The 17,112-nt window shown below is 58.7% G+C and carries 16 protein-coding genes; 4 read left to right on the top strand and 12 right to left on the bottom strand.

The genetic code is table 11. The annotated features are described in order from the left end of the window. Nucleotides 1-12 precede the first annotated feature (12 nt). Nucleotides 13-2,052: a choline transporter gene (locus AAIE04_RS03295; RefSeq protein ID WP_025159984.1), complete on the top strand. Its 2,040-nt coding sequence runs from the start codon at nucleotides 13-15 to the stop codon at nucleotides 2,050-2,052. Nucleotides 2,053-2,095: 43 nt separating this feature from the next. On the opposite strand, the gene AAIE04_RS03290 is transcribed toward AAIE04_RS03295, so the two are convergent. From AAIE04_RS03290 to AAIE04_RS03275, 4 genes are all read right to left on the bottom strand, one after another. Then, entirely contained in the window at nucleotides 2,096-2,566 is a 471-nt protein-coding gene (locus tag AAIE04_RS03290) for a YkgB family protein (protein ID WP_019454465.1), read from the bottom strand. A 65-nt stretch (nucleotides 2,567-2,631) separates the two neighbouring features. After that, complete coding sequence (locus AAIE04_RS03285) at nucleotides 2,632-2,922, bottom strand: pentapeptide MXKDX repeat protein (RefSeq protein WP_019454466.1); 291 nt, start codon at nucleotides 2,920-2,922, stop codon at nucleotides 2,632-2,634. A 59-nt stretch (nucleotides 2,923-2,981) separates the two neighbouring features. After that, nucleotides 2,982-3,758: a molybdopterin-dependent oxidoreductase gene (locus AAIE04_RS03280; protein WP_019454467.1), complete on the bottom strand. Its 777-nt coding sequence runs from the start codon at nucleotides 3,756-3,758 to the stop codon at nucleotides 2,982-2,984. Between the two features lie 10 nt (nucleotides 3,759-3,768). Further along, nucleotides 3,769-4,380 carry a cytochrome b/b6 domain-containing protein gene (locus tag AAIE04_RS03275; RefSeq protein ID WP_154746792.1) on the bottom strand — a complete coding sequence of 204 codons (612 nt, stop codon included), beginning with the start codon at nucleotides 4,378-4,380 and terminating at the stop codon, nucleotides 3,769-3,771. Nucleotides 4,381-4,530: 150 nt separating this feature from the next. On the opposite strand from AAIE04_RS03275, the gene AAIE04_RS03270 reads away from it, so the two are divergent. Both AAIE04_RS03270 and AAIE04_RS03265 read left to right on the top strand, forming a co-directional pair. Beyond that, nucleotides 4,531-5,244, top strand: a complete 714-nt coding sequence (locus AAIE04_RS03270) for a winged helix-turn-helix domain-containing protein (protein ID WP_197667376.1) — start codon at nucleotides 4,531-4,533, stop codon at nucleotides 5,242-5,244. 3 nt (nucleotides 5,245-5,247) lie between these two features. Then, a complete protein-coding gene (locus tag AAIE04_RS03265; protein ID WP_498576481.1) occupies nucleotides 5,248-6,714 on the top strand; it encodes a sensor histidine kinase in 1,467 nt (488 codons plus the stop codon). Here the strand turns inward: AAIE04_RS03265 and AAIE04_RS03260 are convergent. The 7 genes from AAIE04_RS03260 to AAIE04_RS03230 all read right to left on the bottom strand — a co-directional run bounded on the left by AAIE04_RS03260 (nucleotide 6,711) and on the right by AAIE04_RS03230 (nucleotide 14,981). Then, entirely contained in the window at nucleotides 6,711-7,379 is a 669-nt protein-coding gene (locus tag AAIE04_RS03260) for a fimbrial biogenesis chaperone (RefSeq protein WP_019454471.1), read from the bottom strand. The genes AAIE04_RS03265 and AAIE04_RS03260 overlap by 4 nt on opposite strands. A gap of 9 nt (nucleotides 7,380-7,388) precedes the next feature. Continuing rightward, nucleotides 7,389-9,026: a fimbrial adhesin EcpD gene (gene ecpD / locus AAIE04_RS03255; RefSeq protein WP_498576480.1), complete on the bottom strand. Its 1,638-nt coding sequence runs from the start codon at nucleotides 9,024-9,026 to the stop codon at nucleotides 7,389-7,391. Continuing rightward, nucleotides 9,016-11,568: a CS1-pili formation C-terminal domain-containing protein gene (locus AAIE04_RS03250; RefSeq protein WP_498576479.1), complete on the bottom strand. Its 2,553-nt coding sequence runs from the start codon at nucleotides 11,566-11,568 to the stop codon at nucleotides 9,016-9,018. Before AAIE04_RS03250 ends, ecpD begins: the two co-directional genes overlap by 11 nt. 17 nt (nucleotides 11,569-11,585) lie before the next feature. Continuing rightward, entirely contained in the window at nucleotides 11,586-12,254 is a 669-nt protein-coding gene (locus AAIE04_RS03245) for an EcpB family pilus assembly chaperone (protein ID WP_154746790.1), read from the bottom strand. A 76-nt stretch (nucleotides 12,255-12,330) separates the two neighbouring features. Continuing rightward, entirely contained in the window at nucleotides 12,331-12,918 is a 588-nt protein-coding gene (ecpA, locus tag AAIE04_RS03240) for a common pilus major fimbrillin subunit EcpA (protein WP_004939148.1), read from the bottom strand. A gap of 428 nt (nucleotides 12,919-13,346) precedes the next feature. Continuing rightward, on the bottom strand, nucleotides 13,347-13,976 hold the full coding sequence (locus AAIE04_RS03235; protein WP_498576478.1) for a helix-turn-helix transcriptional regulator: 630 nt from the start codon (nucleotides 13,974-13,976) through the stop codon (nucleotides 13,347-13,349). Nucleotides 13,977-14,141: 165 nt separating this feature from the next. Continuing rightward, nucleotides 14,142-14,981: a winged helix-turn-helix domain-containing protein gene (locus AAIE04_RS03230; RefSeq protein WP_025159985.1), complete on the bottom strand. Its 840-nt coding sequence runs from the start codon at nucleotides 14,979-14,981 to the stop codon at nucleotides 14,142-14,144. Between the two features lie 690 nt (nucleotides 14,982-15,671). On the opposite strand from AAIE04_RS03230, the gene AAIE04_RS03225 reads away from it, so the two are divergent. Then, entirely contained in the window at nucleotides 15,672-16,202 is a 531-nt protein-coding gene (locus AAIE04_RS03225; RefSeq protein ID WP_498576477.1) for a GNAT family N-acetyltransferase, read from the top strand. Between the two features lie 4 nt (nucleotides 16,203-16,206). On the opposite strand, the gene AAIE04_RS03220 is transcribed toward AAIE04_RS03225, so the two are convergent. After that, the gene (locus AAIE04_RS03220; protein ID WP_019454478.1) at nucleotides 16,207-17,079 is read right to left on the bottom strand and encodes a LysR family transcriptional regulator; all 873 of its coding nucleotides are present in this window, start codon (nucleotides 17,077-17,079) and stop codon (nucleotides 16,207-16,209) included. Nucleotides 17,080-17,112: the final 33 nt, after the last annotated feature.

Genomic DNA, 17,112 nt, shown 5'->3' with positions numbered 1-17,112 from the left:
CAGAGGATGACGATGACAACACGCGAAACCTCCTCCAAACCGCAGCAGGACCGCCTCAACCCTGTGGTTTTCTTCACCTCGGCGGGGCTGATCCTGGCCTTCTCGCTGATGACCATCTTTTTCACCGACTTCTCCGGGCAGTGGATCACCCGCACGCTGAATTGGGTGTCGACCACCTTCGGTTGGTACTACCTGCTGGCGGCGACGCTGTACATCGTGTTCGTGGTGTTTATCGCCGCCTCGCGCTTCGGTTCGATCAAGCTCGGGCCGGAACAGTCCAAACCGGAGTTCAGCCTGATGAGCTGGGCGGCGATGCTGTTCGCCGCCGGCATCGGTATCGATCTGATGTTCTTCTCGGTCGCCGAGCCGGTGACCCAGTACATGATGCCGCCGGAAGGCGACGCGCAAACGCTGGAGGCGGCGCGCCAGGCGATGGTCTGGACGCTGTTCCACTACGGCCTGACCGGCTGGTCGATGTATGCGCTGATGGGCATCGCCCTCGGCTACTTCAGCTATCGCTACAATCTGCCGCTGACCATCCGTTCGGCGCTGTACCCGATCTTCGGTAAACGCATCAACGGCCCGATCGGCCACAGCGTGGACATCGCCGCGGTGCTCGGCACCATCTTCGGCATCGCCACCACGCTGGGTATCGGCGTGGTGCAGCTCAACTACGGCCTCAAGGTGCTGTTCGAGATCCCGGAAAACCTGACGGTACAGGGCTCGCTGATCCTGCTGTCGGTGATCATGGCCACCATCTCGGTCACTTCGGGCGTCAACAAGGGCATCCGCATCTTGTCCGAGCTGAACGTGCTGCTGGCGCTGGGCCTGATCCTGTTCGTGCTGTTCTTCGGCGACACCGAATTCCTGCTCAATGCGCTGGTGCTCAACGTCGGCGATTACGTCAACCGCTTTATGGGCATGACGCTCAACAGCTTCGCCTTCGATCGGCCGGTGGAGTGGATGAACAACTGGACGTTGTTCTTCTGGGCCTGGTGGGTGGCGTGGTCGCCGTTCGTCGGCCTGTTCCTGGCGCGCATCTCGCGTGGGCGCACCATTCGCCAGTTCGTGGTCGGCACGCTGATTATTCCGTTCGTGTTCACCCTGCTGTGGCTGTCTATCTTCGGCAACAGCGCGCTGTATCAGATCATTCACGGCAACGCCGAATTCGCGCAGGAAGTGATGCAGTTCCCGGAGCGCGGCTTCTACAGCCTGCTGGCGCAATATCCCGGCTTCACCTTCAGCGCCTCGGTGGCCACCATCACCGGCCTGCTGTTCTACGTCACCTCGGCGGACTCCGGCTCGTTGGTGTTGGGCAACTTCACTTCGCGGCTGGCCGACATCAATAATGATGCGCCGAACTGGCTGCGGATTTTCTGGTCGGTAGCCATCGGCCTGCTGACCATCGGCATGCTGATGACCGACGGCGTGCCGGCGCTGCAGAAAACCACGGTGATCATGGGCCTGCCGTTCAGTTTCGTGATCTTCTTCGTGATGGCCGGGCTGTATAAATCGCTGCGGGTGGAAGACTACCGCAAGGCCAGCGCGCTCAGCACCCTGGCGCCGGTGCCGGTCTCCAGCCACGACGTGCTCAACTGGAAACAGCGCCTGTCGCGGGTGATGAACTACCCGGGCACGCAGTACACGCAAAAAATGCTGGATAAGGTCTGCCGCCCGGCGATGCAGGACGTGGCGCGCGAGCTGGCGCTGCGCGGCGCGAAGGTGGAGTTCAGCGAAGTGCCGCCGACCGAAGACGAACGCCTGAATCACCTGGAGCTGCTGGTGCACCTGGGCGAAGAACAGAACTTCATCTATCAGATCTGGCCGATGCGTTACTCGGTGCCGGGCTTCACCTACCGCGCCCGTTCCGGCAAGTCGCACTACTACCGGCTGGAGACCTTCCTGATGGAGGGCACCCAGGGCAACGACCTGATGGACTACAGCAAGGAACAGGTGATTGGCGATATCCTCGACCAGTACGAGAAGCACCTGAACTTCTTGCACATTCATCGCGAAGCGCCGGGGGGCACCCTGACCTTCCCGGATATGTGATAACCGGCGATGGAGAGAGGGCGTAGCCAGGCTACGCCCTTTTTTATGCCTGCTCGGCCGGCAAATCGGCTTTCAGCAGCACCAGGGAGCCGGCCAGCAACACCAGATCCTTGATTAAAAAACTGGTGGCCCCAGCCATGGCCGGGAAACCGCCGGCGGAAGGCTCCCAGGCGCCCGGAGTGGAAAAGATCAGCGTCAGCGTAGTCAGGTAGGTCACCGTCGAACCGATCGCCCCCAGCAGGCCCAGACGCCGCGACCAGAATCCCGCCAGCAGCAATAAACCGAAGCTCCATTCGGCGACGCCCAGCGCATAGCTGGCGCCACGAATGCCGAACGCCTGATGCATCCAACTCAGCAGCGGGCTGTTGCCGATCAGCGGCACCAGCCCCTGCGCCTCGTAATCAAACCACTTGGCGTAGCCGAAGGCGGCGAAGATCACCACCAGCGCCGCGCGCATAAAGATAACGTCCCCGTTCGAGCGCTGAAAGCGCCGCAGCCATGTCGCCTGCATCATCCCCTCTCCTTATGTTGTCCGCGGCCGCAGCGGAACGCCCGCTTCCGGCCGCGGATCGCGGCGGCTTAATGCCCCATCGCGTCCTTTTTCATCTCGTCTTTCTTCATGCCGTCTTTGGCCATACCGTCTTTCGCCATGCCATCCTTTTTCATGGCGTCTTTGGCCATCTTGTCTTTCTTCATGCACTCCTTGCCCATGCAATCTTTCTTCATGCCGTCTTTCGCCATGCCGTCGTGCGACATCTGGCTCATGCCGTCCTTTTTCATCGCGTCTTTGCTCATGCTGTCCGCGGCGTTGGCGCCGGCCACACCCAGCATCAACGCGCTGCACATCATCATTGCGAATAACTTTTTCATGGTATTTCCTTCCGTCATGTCAAAGGCACCGGAGTGCCGGAGAATGGCCGGCGGCCGCCTCAGCTGCCGCCAAACCAGTTGTAACCCTGGTCTTCCCAGTAACCGCCCGGGAAGCGGTTGGTGACCTCGATCACCTGAATGTGTTTCGGATTCTTGTAGCCCAGCTTGGTCGGCATGCGCAGCTTCATCGGGTAGCCATACTTGCGCGGCAAGATCTGGCCGTCATAGGTCAGCGCGATAATCGTCTGCGGATGCAGCGCGGTGGCCATGTCGATGCTGGTGTAGTAGTCGTCGGCGCATTTGAAGCTGACGTAGCGAGCGCTCAGATCCGCGCCGATCGCCTTGAGAAAGGTGGCGAACGGCACGCCGCCCCACTTGCCGATGGCGCTCCAGCCCTCGACGCAGATATGCCGTGTCACCTGGCTGACCTGCGCCATTTGGTGCAGCTGCGGCAGGCTCCAGGCGCGCTTGTCCCGCACCAGCCCGGCCACCTCCAGCCGATAGTCGTCGCCGTTGATATCCGGCGCCTCCTCCTCGGCGTAAAAGGCGTTGAACGGGAACGGCCGGGTGATCATCGATTCCGGGTAGACCGGCGCCAGACGCTCGCCGTTGAACAACCAGCCCTGCACCCGATCGTTGAGACGCGAAATGCGGCTCAGCGCCTGTTCGACATTGGCGTTGTCGCTGAGATCGCAGCCGGTGAGCATGGCGATGCCGCCCAGCGTCAGGCCATTGCGTAGAAAGCGGCGGCGAGACGACGCGGTCAACAAGCGCTGCGCTTCTTTGACGATCGCCTGTCCCTCGCCGATCGTCATGATCGTTTTATCCTTTTCCATCGTGAACTCCTTAACGTCCGCGCAGCATGGCCAGCAGCGTACGGGGCACCAGTGCCACCATCACCAGGTGAATCGCCACGAAGGCCACCAGCGCCGACATGGCGAAAAAGTGGATATAGCGCGCCGCTTCATAGCCGCCGAGCAGCGTGCGCAGCAGCGGAAACTGCACCGACTTCCACAACACCAATCCGGACAACGCGCTCAGCACGCCGATGACCATCACCGACAAATAGGCCACGCGCTGCACCATGTTGTAGTGGCGCAAGTCGGCGTGCTGCAGCCGGCCGCGCAGCGCCGCGCCGAAATCGGCGAGAAACTGCCTCGGGCTGAGCGGCCAATATTTACGCTTGAAACGCCCGCTGGCCAGGTTGATCAGCAGGTAGCACAACCCGTTGACGCCGAACAGCCACATGCCGGCGAAGTGCCACTGCAACGCGCCGCCCAGCCAGCCGCCAAGCGTCAGCTCGTTGAGAAAGCTGAAGTTGAACAGCGGCGAAGCGTTGTAGATGCGCCAGCCACTGGTCACCATGATCAGCATCGCCAGCGCATTGAGCCAATGCGTCAACCGCAGCCACAGCGGATGCACGGTCTGGCGTGGTTCCGGGGTGAGAGTGAGATTCATGGCGATTCCTGCCGACTAATGATGCGATGAACCGAGTATTCCCCGGATTTGTTCCCCAAGACCTCACGCAAAGTTAAATAAAATGTGATAACTCCACCGGTGGGGGTTGTGTAGACTTCAGAGAGAATCGGGCAATCAGCGGTAATGAGAATGGAAAAGCCAAAACGCATTTTGATCGTCGAGGACGATGGCGACATCGCCGAACTGCTGCAGCTGCATTTGCGTGACGAGGGTTACGCCATCAGCCACGCCGCCGACGGCAATCAGGGCATGGCGATGCTGGAACAGGGCGGCTGGGACGCTTTGATCCTCGATCTGATGCTGCCGGGCGTAGACGGATTGGAGATTTGCCGCCGGGCGCGCACCATGACGCGCTACACGCCGATCATCATCACCAGCGCGCGCTCCAGCGAGGTGCATCGCGTGCTGGGGCTGGAGCTGGGCGCCGACGACTATCTGGCCAAACCCTTTTCCATGCTGGAGCTGGTGGCGCGGGTCAAGGCGCTGTTTCGCCGCCAGGAGGCGATGAGCCGCAACCTGCGCATGGACGCCGGCGTGCTCAGCTTCAACGATCTGACCATCGACCCTATCGCCCGCGAGGTGCGCCTGCAGCAGCAGCCGATCGAACTGACGCCGCGCGAATTCGACCTGCTGTATTTTTTCGCCCGCCATCCGGGCCAGGTGTTCTCCCGCCTCAGCCTGTTGAATCAGGTCTGGGGCTATCAGCACGAAGGGTATGAGCACACCGTCAACACCCATATCAACCGGCTGCGCATCAAGATCGAGCGCAACCCGGCGGAACCCGAGCGCATCCTCACGGTGTGGGGCATGGGCTATAAATTCGCGGCCGCGCCGCAAGAGTGAGCCATGAAAAACCTTACGTTAGCGCCACGCCTTACGCTGATCTTCGCACTGCTGATCGTCATCGGCTGCGCCTTTTCCGGCTGGATGCAGGTGCGCAGCAGCACCCAATACAGTCAGGCGGTGATCCAACGCCTGTCCGGCAGCCTGGCGCAGCACATCGCCGACAGCAACCCGCTGCTGGGGGCGAACGGCCCGGATCCGCAGGCGGTGCACACCCTGTTCGATCAGCTGATGGCGGTGAATCCCAGCGTTGAGGTATACCTGCTCGACAAGCAAGGGGCGATTATCGGCAATGCCGCGCCGGCCGGGCACCTGAAACGGCAGCGGGTCGCGCTGGCGCCGCTGCAGGCGCTACTCGATGGCGCGCAGATGCCGGTGTATGGCGACGATCCGCGCAGCGCGGACGGGCGCAAGGTGTTCAGCGTCGCGCCGCTAAAGGTCGACGGCCGAATCGAAGGCTATCTGTATGTAGTCTTGCTCGGGGAGGACTATACCGCGCTGGCCAGCAACGCCCAGTTCAACTCGGCGGTCAGGATGGCGCTGTGGACCTCCGGGGTGATGGTGCTGTTCAGCCTGCTGGCCGGCGGTTTCGCTTTCTACTGGGTCACGCGCCCCATCCGTCGCCTGACCCGGCAGGTCAATGCGCTGGACAACGGCGGCATTGAGGCGGTGCAGGCCTACGCGGCGCAGCCGGCGACGCCGGCCGGACGTGACGAGGTCAGCCAGCTGCAACAGGCCTTCCACCGCATGGCGCAGCGCCTTGCCGAACAGTGGCAAACGCTGGCGCAGCAGGATCGGCTGCGTCGTGAATTCATCGCCAACGTCTCGCACGATCTGCGCACCCCGCTCACCTCGCTGCACGGTTATCTGGAAACGCTGTCGGTCAAGGCCGCCACCCTGAGCGAAGCCGATCGGCGGCGCTATCTGGAGATCGCGCTGGCGCAGAGCCGCAAGGTAGGCAAGCTGGCGCAGGAGCTGTTTGAGCTGGCGCGGCTGGAATACGGCGTGGTGAAACCGCAGAAAGAGCCCTTCTCCCTCAGCGAACTGCTGCAGGACGTATTCCAGAAATTCGAGCTGGCGGCGGAGGCGCGTAACCAGCGGCTGCACGCCGACATCGCTCCCGGCATTCCGCCGGTGTTCGCCGATCTCAGCATGATTGAGCGGGTGCTGACCAACCTGCTGGACAACGCCATTCGCCATACGCCGCCCGGCGGCGATATCGGCGTGCGGCTGTGGCGGCAGGAAGACCAGGTGATGGTGCAGGTCAGCGACAGCGGCCCCGGCATTCCGCAGGCGTTGCGCGCCGATCTGTTTGTACGCCCGTCGATCATCAGCGGCGCCCGGCGCCCTGCCGGCGGGCTGGGGTTGATGATCGTGCGGCGCATTCTGCAGCTGCACGACAGCGACATTCAGCTGATCGAACAAGCGCCAAACGGTGCCTGCTTCCGCTTCGCCATTCCGCCGCGTTAATCGAGGCAGCTGCGGTCTACGCTGATAAATTTGTCGTTATAGATAATGAATTTCTGTCCCTTCAGCCGAATGCCGGGATGGGTCAGCGTATCGCCGGGGCGCAGGTATTCTGTGACGCCCTCTTCATCCGTGCTGTTGCAGCCCGGTTTGAGCAGGAACTTGAAGTAGGTGTTGCCGGTGTTGGTGAGCGTGCCGCGTTGCGCATCGAGCCGATAGGCAAAGTTTATCTGACGCGGGCGCACCACCAGTATGGTGTCCATCACCACGATCGGCTCCAGGTTGACGCCGGCGCCCTGACGCGGCCCCGGCTCGAACAATCGGGTCGGCACTTCGCGAAATGAGACCCGGTAATAACGCTCGCGATTATCCTGCGGCCCGTGATAGAAAAACTTGTAGTACTCCGCCTGCCCGGCCTGCAGCGTCAGCTGACGTGGGGCGAACAGCAGTTCGCCATCCGCCGGCCGGCTGCGCGCCTCGCGCTCTCCCGGCCGATCGATGGCGCGAATGCTCACCTGATACAGGCGCGCGCTGCGGTTGTTATTCAACACTCGCTTGGCGGTGAATGAACGGTCCTGATCCATGGCGAACGTCAGGGTGCCGACATTGATCGCGGCGGCGGTAAAGGGAAAAGACAGACACAGCAATCCTATCAGCACCCGTTTCACACGCTGTCCTCAATTAATGTTGCGCCAGGTGGCTTCGACATGAATTTCACCGGCGGCGCTGACGTCGCCGTACCAACCGTTGCCGTCGACGGTTCTCAGCGAGATCGGATTATTCATCGGAATGCTGAACGTCACGCGGGTCTTGTTCAGCACCCCCACTTCGCCGGAAATATCATTCCACGGGGTGCTGCTCCAGAGCGCGTTGGTCATGTCGTGCCATTGGCCATCGCAGCCGGCGGCGAAGCTCTGCTGGCCGTTGGTGCTGGTGGTGATGCCGAGGGTGGCGGGGAACGGCACCCGTATACTGTTATCCGCAGAGGAAAAAAGACAATAGTTCACCCCGTTGATCGCCTGAGTAGGCCCGGTCGCCATCACCCTCACCTGATCGGCGGCGGTTTTGCCGCTGGTGGTCACGAAATAGCCGAACTCCAGCGCCGGTTCCGCCGGGCCGACATACCCTTCACGGTGTGGGCTGTTGTCGTAGTCATCGGAAATAATGCTGATGCTGAAATCGCGCGGTTTGATAATCAGCTGGTTTGAGGTGGAAAACTCATACCACCCCGACTCCGGCGAGGTGGTGTTCTGAAAGCGGAAATTGATCAGATCGCGGGTGCCGCTGTCGGATATCCCCAGCGCGACCATCTGCTTGAAGAAGTTGCTGGAGAAGAACACATAGACCGCGTTGCTGCTCTTCAGCTCGTTAAAGGTATAGTAGCTGCCGGTGCCCGAGGTATTTTTCCAGGTGTTGCCGTTCAGACTGAACTGCAGATCGGCGGCATTCACCGCTGAAGACAGCGCCGCATGGTTAATCGCCGGAAAAATATGAATCGAGGTATTGCTGACGCTGCCGTCGGTCTGCAAATCGTAGCTGACCATTTTGCACATGATGCCTGAGCGGGCGCCGATGGTCTGGTTCTTGCAATCGGCATTGCCCTCGCCGATGATCGGCACCCCATCGCTGTTGACGAACACTTCCGAGACGGCGTTGGTGTTGATAAAACGCAGGTGCGCCGCCTTGCTGTGCGTGACGGTGCGCTTGTACCAGCTGCCGCTGGCCTGATCCCGACAGCGGCCGCCGGCTGAGGCGTCGTACGCCACCGACGTTTGGCAGCCGTTGATCTGCATGCTGAAAGCTTCGCCCGCCGCCATCTGTTTCAGATACTGATAGAAACTCGGCGACATCATGCCGTGCATCCATTTTGCACCGCCGGTCGTGACCACCGCGCCGTAAAACCCCTTTTCGTCGGTGGTCTGCGGCAGGATCAAACTGGTATCCATATTACAGCCGGCATACCAGTTGATGCAGCGCAAACCGAGGAACGGATTCTTGATCGGCGCATTTTCCAGCCACATGTCATAACGCCAGTTGGCATTCAGCCCGGTGTTGTAGCCATTATCCACATACCCCAGGCTTTGCTGATAGATAGTGCCTGAACCGCCGTATTTCAGCCCGGTCCATTTATTGGCGCCGGTCATGCGCGGATCCAGCCCGCCGGCGGGCGTGACGAAAAAGTTGTCGTCGGCGTTGTTTTCCACGAAGACAAATTTCATGACCGCCGCATCCGGCCAGTTGGTCTGGCTGACCGCCGCCTGCAGCGCAGGGGCCATCAGCGCCAGCAATAACAACAGCGCAACGTTAGCTCTCATGGTCAAACTCCCCGGATGAAACATTGCCCGCATAGGTTTTCAGCCCGGTGCAGATCACGTCGCCGACCCACACTGCGCCTTGCGCCTTGCTCAGATCCAAATCCACTTCGCATGTCTGATTGCCGCTGTGGGTAAAATCGATAACCGGGAATTTCTTGTCGACATCCATGATAAATTCGCCTTTCTCATCGGTGCGGGTGCGGCCGATATGGTTCTTGATATAGGCGTTGGCCAGCAGCGTGCCGTCCTCCGCCTTGATGCGGCCGAATACCGTCACCATCTGTTTGATCTCCGGCGAGATCACCGCCACGTTGCCCGGATACAAAGTGAGCTTGCTCTTACGTTTGGTCACGATGTCGAAACTCTCCGCCGAGTTTTTGTTGTTCATCAACTCAACGTCGTACTGGCCGTAAGGCGACAACGGCAGGTAGTTCTTATTGCCGCTCAGTTTCACCATCCGGCCATCAACCCGCGCGGTCAGCAGACCGTCATTTTCGATGCCGGTGTTGAAGATGATCCCGGCGTTGCCTTCGTTGCGGCCGCTGATGGCGATATCACGCCCTTGCCAGCCTACGCTGCCGCTCGCGGTCAGGCTGCTGTTGACGTAGCCGTCGGCGGAGCTGCTGACGTTGAGCGTGCCGGTGGAATATTTGGTGTCGAAGCGCGCATAGCCGCCGCCGTTAAAGCTATTGTCGCCGCGGGTATCACCGGAAATCGCCCGCGACAGGTTGGCGCCCAGGGTGCGGATCGGCCCGTCCTTGATGTCCTTGCGCGCCGCCAGGTTGGCGGTGGTGTAGCCGTTCTGGTTGGAGACGCCCGCGCTGAGCCAGTTGCCCATCGGCAGTGAAAAATCGAGCGCGATGTATTTGCCGGTATTGGCGTTGCTGCTGCCGTTGTTATAGCGCTGCACGCCCGCACGCACGCCCAGCGTGCCAAAACGGCCGGTAAAGATATTCTGGTAATAGTCGGCGTTGTAATAGTGGCTGTCGTTCTTTTTATCGTCGTTGTAGCTGACGCTCAGGGTGCCCAGCGGAGACCACAGCGCCCCCAGATTGAGGCTGCCGCCAACGGCGCGGTTATAGGCGTCATTTTGCAACAGACGATCGCCAATCTGCGTTTTCTCCTGATTGATCCATACGCTGCTGAAACCGCCGGGCAACGCGGCGCTGACGCTGTTGATCAGGCTCCAGGAGCGATCGGAGGCCGCCATATTTTGCAGGTTGAACTGAATCGACTCGGTCACCGGCAGGCTGATGCGGCTCTCGCCGACGGCGTTACCGTCAAACGAGTACCCCGACAGCGCCCAATTCAGCGTTTGCAGATTGCCGGTCGCCGAAGCGCCAAGCAAATAAGAATCCTTTGCCGGGCGGTGGCGTTCCCGCTCGCCACGCCAGTCGTCCATGCGCAGCATCCCGCCCCAGAATTGCCAGGCCAGCGGCGCATTGACGCCGCGGTTGGGGCTGAACAGTTTATTCACTCGCTGCATGCGTTTATCCACGACTTTGCCGTTGACCACCACCTCCACTTCGACGTCATAAATGCCGTAGGGCAGGCTGCCGGTGTCCACTTCATGGTTGCCCATGGCGAAGTTCTGCACGCTGAGCAGCCGTCCGTCGCGCGACAGATGCACTTCGCCGGCCGATGGGAAAAACACCACGATCGGCGTCAACGATTGGGTGTTATCGAATACCGTCGAATTGGCGCGGTTACCGTATGACAGACCATAAATCTTGCTCGAGTTGAGCGTCGTGACCGGCCCCAGCGACTGCAGGTTCCAACTGTCCAGCATGCCGGCGGCGAAACGGCGGCCGGCGAAATCGCGCTCGTACATCGCTTTGTACAGCGTGGCGTTTTCATCGCCGCTGCCGATACCGTAGATTGAACCGTTCAACTCCACGTGGTGTTCACGCAGCGCAGTGACGCTGTTGAGCGATAAATAGCTGGAGGTATTGCCTTCGCTGGCGCGGGCGCGGTTGTCGTAGACCCCCAGGTTATAATCCAGCGTGCTGCTCACGGCATCTACGCTGGACGCGCCGATATCGCTGGAGCGGCTGCGCAGTACCGTTCCCAAGGCGGATTCCTTGACCACCAGCTGCAGGTTGAGCTGCCGGAAATCCAGCGCCAGCCAGGCGTCGTCCGCGACCCGGATATGCTGCCGGCGATCGAATGGCGCATCCTGCAAAGCCTGCAGCTGAGCGGCGATCGCCGCCGTCAGCCGGGCGCCGTCGTCGTTATCCTCCAGCGTCACCCGACGAATCTTTAGGCTGTCCTGATCCAGGTAGAGAAAGGCGTGGCCGATGCGGCTGTCATCTTTGACGCCATCGCTCTTCTCATAATGCAGCAACAGCGGAATGCTCATCCCCTCGCGCAACGCCAGGCTGAAGGTTTGCGGGATCAGCACGCCGTTAATCTGCGTCAAGCCGGCCGCCATCGCCATACGGCCAGGCAACAGCGTCGGGAGCGCCAGCGCACCGGCAGCCAAAAGCGTTTTCAACAGCACAGCGTTCACATGCCACTCCTTGCGTGATTGTTTTGCATCCATCGTGGATAACGCGCGCATTACTTCACCGGGATAAACTGTTCGCCGTGCCACAGCGCGACACGCCCTTTTTTATCGTTGACGTCAACCTTGCTGAAGGCGCGATCCTTCCCCGGCATCACGAAATAGTTTTCCTTGCAGTCGCTGCCGTCCTGCTTGTTCCTGCAATTGCCGTAGGCCACCACTTTGAACGTGGCATTGCCGGTGTTTTTGATCCGCCCATTGGCGAACTGATAGGCGAAGCGATCCTGCCGGGGCGCCACCACCAAAATGGTGCCGATGCGCGCCGACGTGGTGGCCACGGCATTGCGCCGAGCCGAATTTTGCCCCGCCTCGCTCAGCGCCTGATCAAACCAGATGATGCGGTAATAGCGCTCCTGCGCGTCGTTCGGCCCTTTGTAGTAAAAGCGGATCACATCGCTGGCGTTGGCCGGCAAGATCAGGCTGGCGGGCGACAGCAGCATTTCATCCCGGCTGCTCATCGGGATCACCGTACCGGAGGCCAGGGGGCTGGAAATGCGTTCGATGCTGACGTTGACCAGCCGGCCGCTGTCGGTGGTGTTTTTGATTTCCTTACTCAGACGCGCGCTGTCGCCCGGCATGAAGGAGCTGATCTCACCCACATCGAGAGCCAAAGCCGGCTGCAGCAGCATTAACATCAGGGTGACGGCGAGAGAAAAGCGTGTCATTGCGGTATTCCACTGGCGTTGATGGGCGATAAATAGCAGGAGGTCTCCCCCCTGCCAGATGCAGATCGTTAGGGGATTAGGAAGTCCAGGTCGCGTTGAATTCGACGCTGACATCGCCGCTCCAGATACCTTCCGGCAGCGTGCTGAAATCCGTGACGGCGGTGGTGCCGTTTGACGTCGCGCCGATGATGCTGAAGGTGAACTGATCCTGCGCGCTGGTGCGGCCGGCCTGGTTGTAGGCGTTGGACAAGGCGCTCAGATTGCCGCCCAAAATACCGGCGGTGGTGTCGATCATGGTGGTTTCAGCCGTTTTCCCGACCACCGCACCGTTATAGTTCACCCCGACTTCCAAAGTAGAACCGGAAGTATCCAGCTGAGTCAGCGTATTGGAGACCAGTTTTGAGGTCAGTTTGAAAGCGGTTGCCGTGGTATCGCCTTCCACGGTGACGTCAAACAGGCCTTTCTGGCTGTTGAAACCCTTAATGCCTTCTGCATAGTTGAAGGCCAGGCTGCCAATCGGCGTCACGACCAGTTTGCTGGTGGTGTCTTTCTTGGCGGTTGCAGACCAGGTTGCCAGCGCCTGAGCGGTAACGTCGGCGGCTTGTGCAGTGCTGACCGCTGCAAAGGCGGAAACGATCGCCAGAGCCAGTGTCATTTTCTTCATGGTGTAACTCCCTTCAATGTTGAATATGTTTTCTTTCTTTCGTCCATTCTCAGCCAGCCGTTTGCATCACTGCGTTTAGCCAGTCTGCTTGACGCCACAAGAATATCCCCAGCCGATCAAAAAAGAATCATTAACTATTAAAGTTCAAATATTTAGATTTAAATTCCATAATTAATGTTTTATCTCCCCGTCAATCACATTAAAAAGCGGGTTAAGCATTTGATGAAAGCACAATCACATTGTGGTTTAACCCCATCAGGCGGCGATTATTTAGCCATTTGGCAGCCCTGTCCCTCACTCCCATACCCGCGCAGAATTTCAGCGCCGGCGTTATTCGTTGGGAGGGAAGATTGATGAGATTCACACAGGGGGGGCAGCAGCCAATCAAGATCGGCCGCCGTAGAGAAAAGGTGGCTTTTCGCCACGTTTCAGGAAGGGTATCGGGTTCTCAAGGTAAGAATTAGCCGCATAAAGCCGGCCTGATTGAGACCCAACTTTCGCATAATATTCAGTTTATGGGAGCTTATGGTTTTGTAACTTCGCCGGGTCACATTGGCGATGCTTCTTGGAGAAGCACCGGCAGCCATCATGGCTAAAACGCGCCATTCGCTGTCAGATAATGCGGTGGCCGAATGCGTCAACCGGGCGCGAATATGTGGGGAAAGATAGCCGGAGAACTCACCGGCAGCCGCAATGGCGTCACTCAGACAATGCAAAGGATCATCCTTTGCCACGATAGCTATGCGCGCATCCGTCGCCAACAACGCTAATATGCCGGGGTGTTCTACAGCGGTGAAAATCACCAGGGGAATTTCCGGCCAGACATTTTTTGCCGTCATAACGAACCGTAATACATCATACAAATATTCGCTATGATGATATAACTCCATAATTAGCGCATGAGGCTTTCCCTCTTTCAATGCCCTCTCCAGCGCCGTCAAAGTATCGATAAAATACCTGTCGCTTGATCGGGTAACGAGAAATGCTTTCATTCCTCTTCTCACTAAAAAGTTGGGTTCAAAGAATAGCAACGCATCACCGAAATCGGCTTTAACCATACATAATCACCATAATTAGGTAGTAAGCGGTAGAAAAAAGGAAATACCTCTCGATAAACGCCACACGGCGACTCGCCAAATGAAATCAAACGTTCTATTTCAACGCTGTAATATTTTTGTCATATTCGTCGCCCTTTCAATCGCGTTGAGCAATGGCTTCAATGGTCAATTAATAAACTCGGCATTGTCGCTTTCCAAACCGGAACAGATCTCCATCTTATGTTCACGCAAGATCTTGCAGCGCAGCAGGAATAAACGGGAGATGCCGGAAATGTAAGCCCTGACCTGATTGCTGCGCACCACCAGCAAAAACTCATCGCCGCTGCATTCTCCCGTTTGGTGCGCGGCGTAAGCCAGAATGTCCCGATTCAGGCTGGCGCTGACCGAGCTTGAGGCATCAGGCAGCGACATGAACACCTTACAATTGCCCGACTTTCCCAGGTAGCTCTCCTGCCGGGCCCCCGAACCGCTGAAATAGGTCGTCATCGCAATAGCCACGAAAAGCCCCCCCAGAACCAACGCGCTGATCATCAGCCACCAGCGGCGGGAATAACCAGGTTGAGAGGCGGCCCCATTGATGACGGTTTCGGGCGGCGGATTTACCGCCGCTTCAGGCGCAGATCCCGGCAACATCGCGGCAGGCTCTGCGTCGTTAATATCTTCCGCGTCTTCATAAGACTCGATGGTAATCTCATCACGCAACATAAAACCCACTTTAGGGACCGTAACAATGACCTCATCCTCAACGCCAAGATTTTTAATCACCCGCCGCAATTTGCTGACGCATTGATTAAGATTATTATTGCTGGAAACCATGCCGTAATCGTCCCAGACCTTCTTGAATATCAGTTCACGCCCTACGGCTTCGCCATGGTGGGCAATCAACAGCAGCAGCAACCGTTTGGAAGGACTGGATATGGATATGGGATCGTCAGAAAAATCTGTTGGACTAAGGGTTCTGGTGTCTGCGTCAAAGAGAATATGGTCATTAAATCTATATTTCATTTTATTCACATGTTTTCACTATAGCGATCATTTATAGTTTGGCGTCAAATGTTAATGAAATATTAAATAAATATTTAATCAGGTAATTCGCGAAAATACCCAAGTACAGGCAAGAAAAACCACTCAATTAACGCCACGAAATACGCTTTTTCACCTCACCATCGTTTATATAGGATTTTTCTTGCAAACCATAACCAAAGGTTAACCAATCACCACATCCATTGATATATTGACGCGCCAAAAACCATAAAGTTAGTTTTTTGTATCGCAAATTATCAATTTTAAGGAAAATCATCTCAAAAAAAGACCACCGAACTAAATTTTAATAAAAAAATAATAACAAGTGAATGTTGAGCATAATCACATACTGCAGGCCACCCGCATTAGCCTGATGAATTGACACGCTCGTCACGACGTAAATGTTAAAATTTAGGTTCAGCCAGGGTTGATGGCAAATAATAATGAAAGGGAAAACTTACGAATATCGGCAATGCCTGCCCGCCATATTATTAGCGACGCGAGCCTGAGACACCGTTGTTTGGATTCGTCGCGCGCCGTTGGCCGCTGACGCCCCAACTCGGCCTGGGCGGCTTCCGGTTCATCCGGCGGTGGTGGCTGGCGGCGTGATTTCTCTGGCATACTGAACGCCGTTGTTTTTCATCGCCTTTCACCCCGTGCAGGAGCAGCAACATGACCGTAATCAACACCGCGCCGACGCTTGTCACCGAACGCCTGAGGCTGGACGCGCACACGCTGGACGACTTCGACTCGCTGGCCGCGCTGTGGGCCGATCCGCAGGTCGTGCGCTATATCGGCGGCACGCCGCGCGACCGGGAAGACTCCTGGGGACGTCTGATGCGCTACGTCGGCCACTGGGCGTTGTTAGGCTACGGATATTGGGCGGTGCGCGATAAGCAGAGCGGCGAGTACCTCGGCAGCATCGGCTTCTCCAACTTCCTGCGCGACATCGCCCCGGCGCTCGACGCGCCGGAGATGGGCTGGACGCTGGTGAGCTCGGCGCACGGCAAAGGCTACGCCACCGAGGCGCTGCGGGCGGCGCTGGCCTGGGGTAAAACGCACCTGCCGGGGGAGAAAACCGTCTGCATCATCTCGCCTGAAAACCTGGCTTCGCTGGCGCTGGCGAGAAAGGTCGGCTTCAGCGAAAGCCACCGCAGCGAGTACCATCAAAGCCCGATCGTGGTGATGCATTGTCCGCTTTGAATGCCTAAGCGCGTTGTACCGCCAGCGCCGTCTGCACGAAGTTGTCCCGCAGCGCATCGGCGCGCTGCGGATCCCAGGCGATACCGACCTGCCACTCCGTTTCCTCGCCGCTCAGCGCTAAAATATCGATGCCGGCCGGCGCGATATGCGTGATGCTGTGCGGCAGCAGCGCGACGCCGACGCCGGCGGCGACCAACGCCAGCAGCGTCTGGATATCGCCTGCTTGCTGTACCACGTTCGGCGTCAGGCGGTGAGCGGCGATAAACCGCAGCGACTGATCGCTCAATCCGCGCCCGCGTTTAGGGGTCAACTGCAACAGCGGCAGCTGATTGAAACGCGCCATCAGATCGTCGGCTCGCAGCGCCAGCGCGCCCGGCGCGGCCAGCACCAACCGGTCACAGAGCAACGCCACGCCGCACAGCGGCGTATTGACCGGCAAGCGCACGAATCCCGCCTGCAACTCCCCCTGCAGCAGCAGCTGATACTGCCGCTCCGACGGCATGTCCTCCAGGCCGATGGCCACCTCGGGAAAGCGTTGGCGGAAAGCGGCCACCAGCTGCGGCGCCAGATGAAAGCTGGAGAGGCCAAACCCCAGCGCCAGCCGCCCCGCCTCTCCTGACGCTACCTTTCGCGCGCGCCGCTGAAACTGCTGGTACTGCTCCACCAGCGCCTGTGCCTCCGGGTAAAGCCGCTGCCCGCCGGCGGTGAGCACCGCCCCCTGCCGGCCACGCTCGAACAACCGAACGTCGAGCTGGGTTTCCAGCGCCTGAATTTGCTTGCTCAGCGCCGGTTGGCTGATGCACAGCTGGCTCGCCGCCTGGCGATAGTTGCCCTGTTCGGCCAGTGCCACCAGGGCGCGCAGTTGTTTTATATCCATTCCATCAAGTTATCGAATAGGGAATTTAATTGA

The organism is Serratia sp. Ae19-1 (genome assembly GCF_059801225.1).
This window is presented reverse-complemented; position numbering and strand designations above follow the sequence as displayed.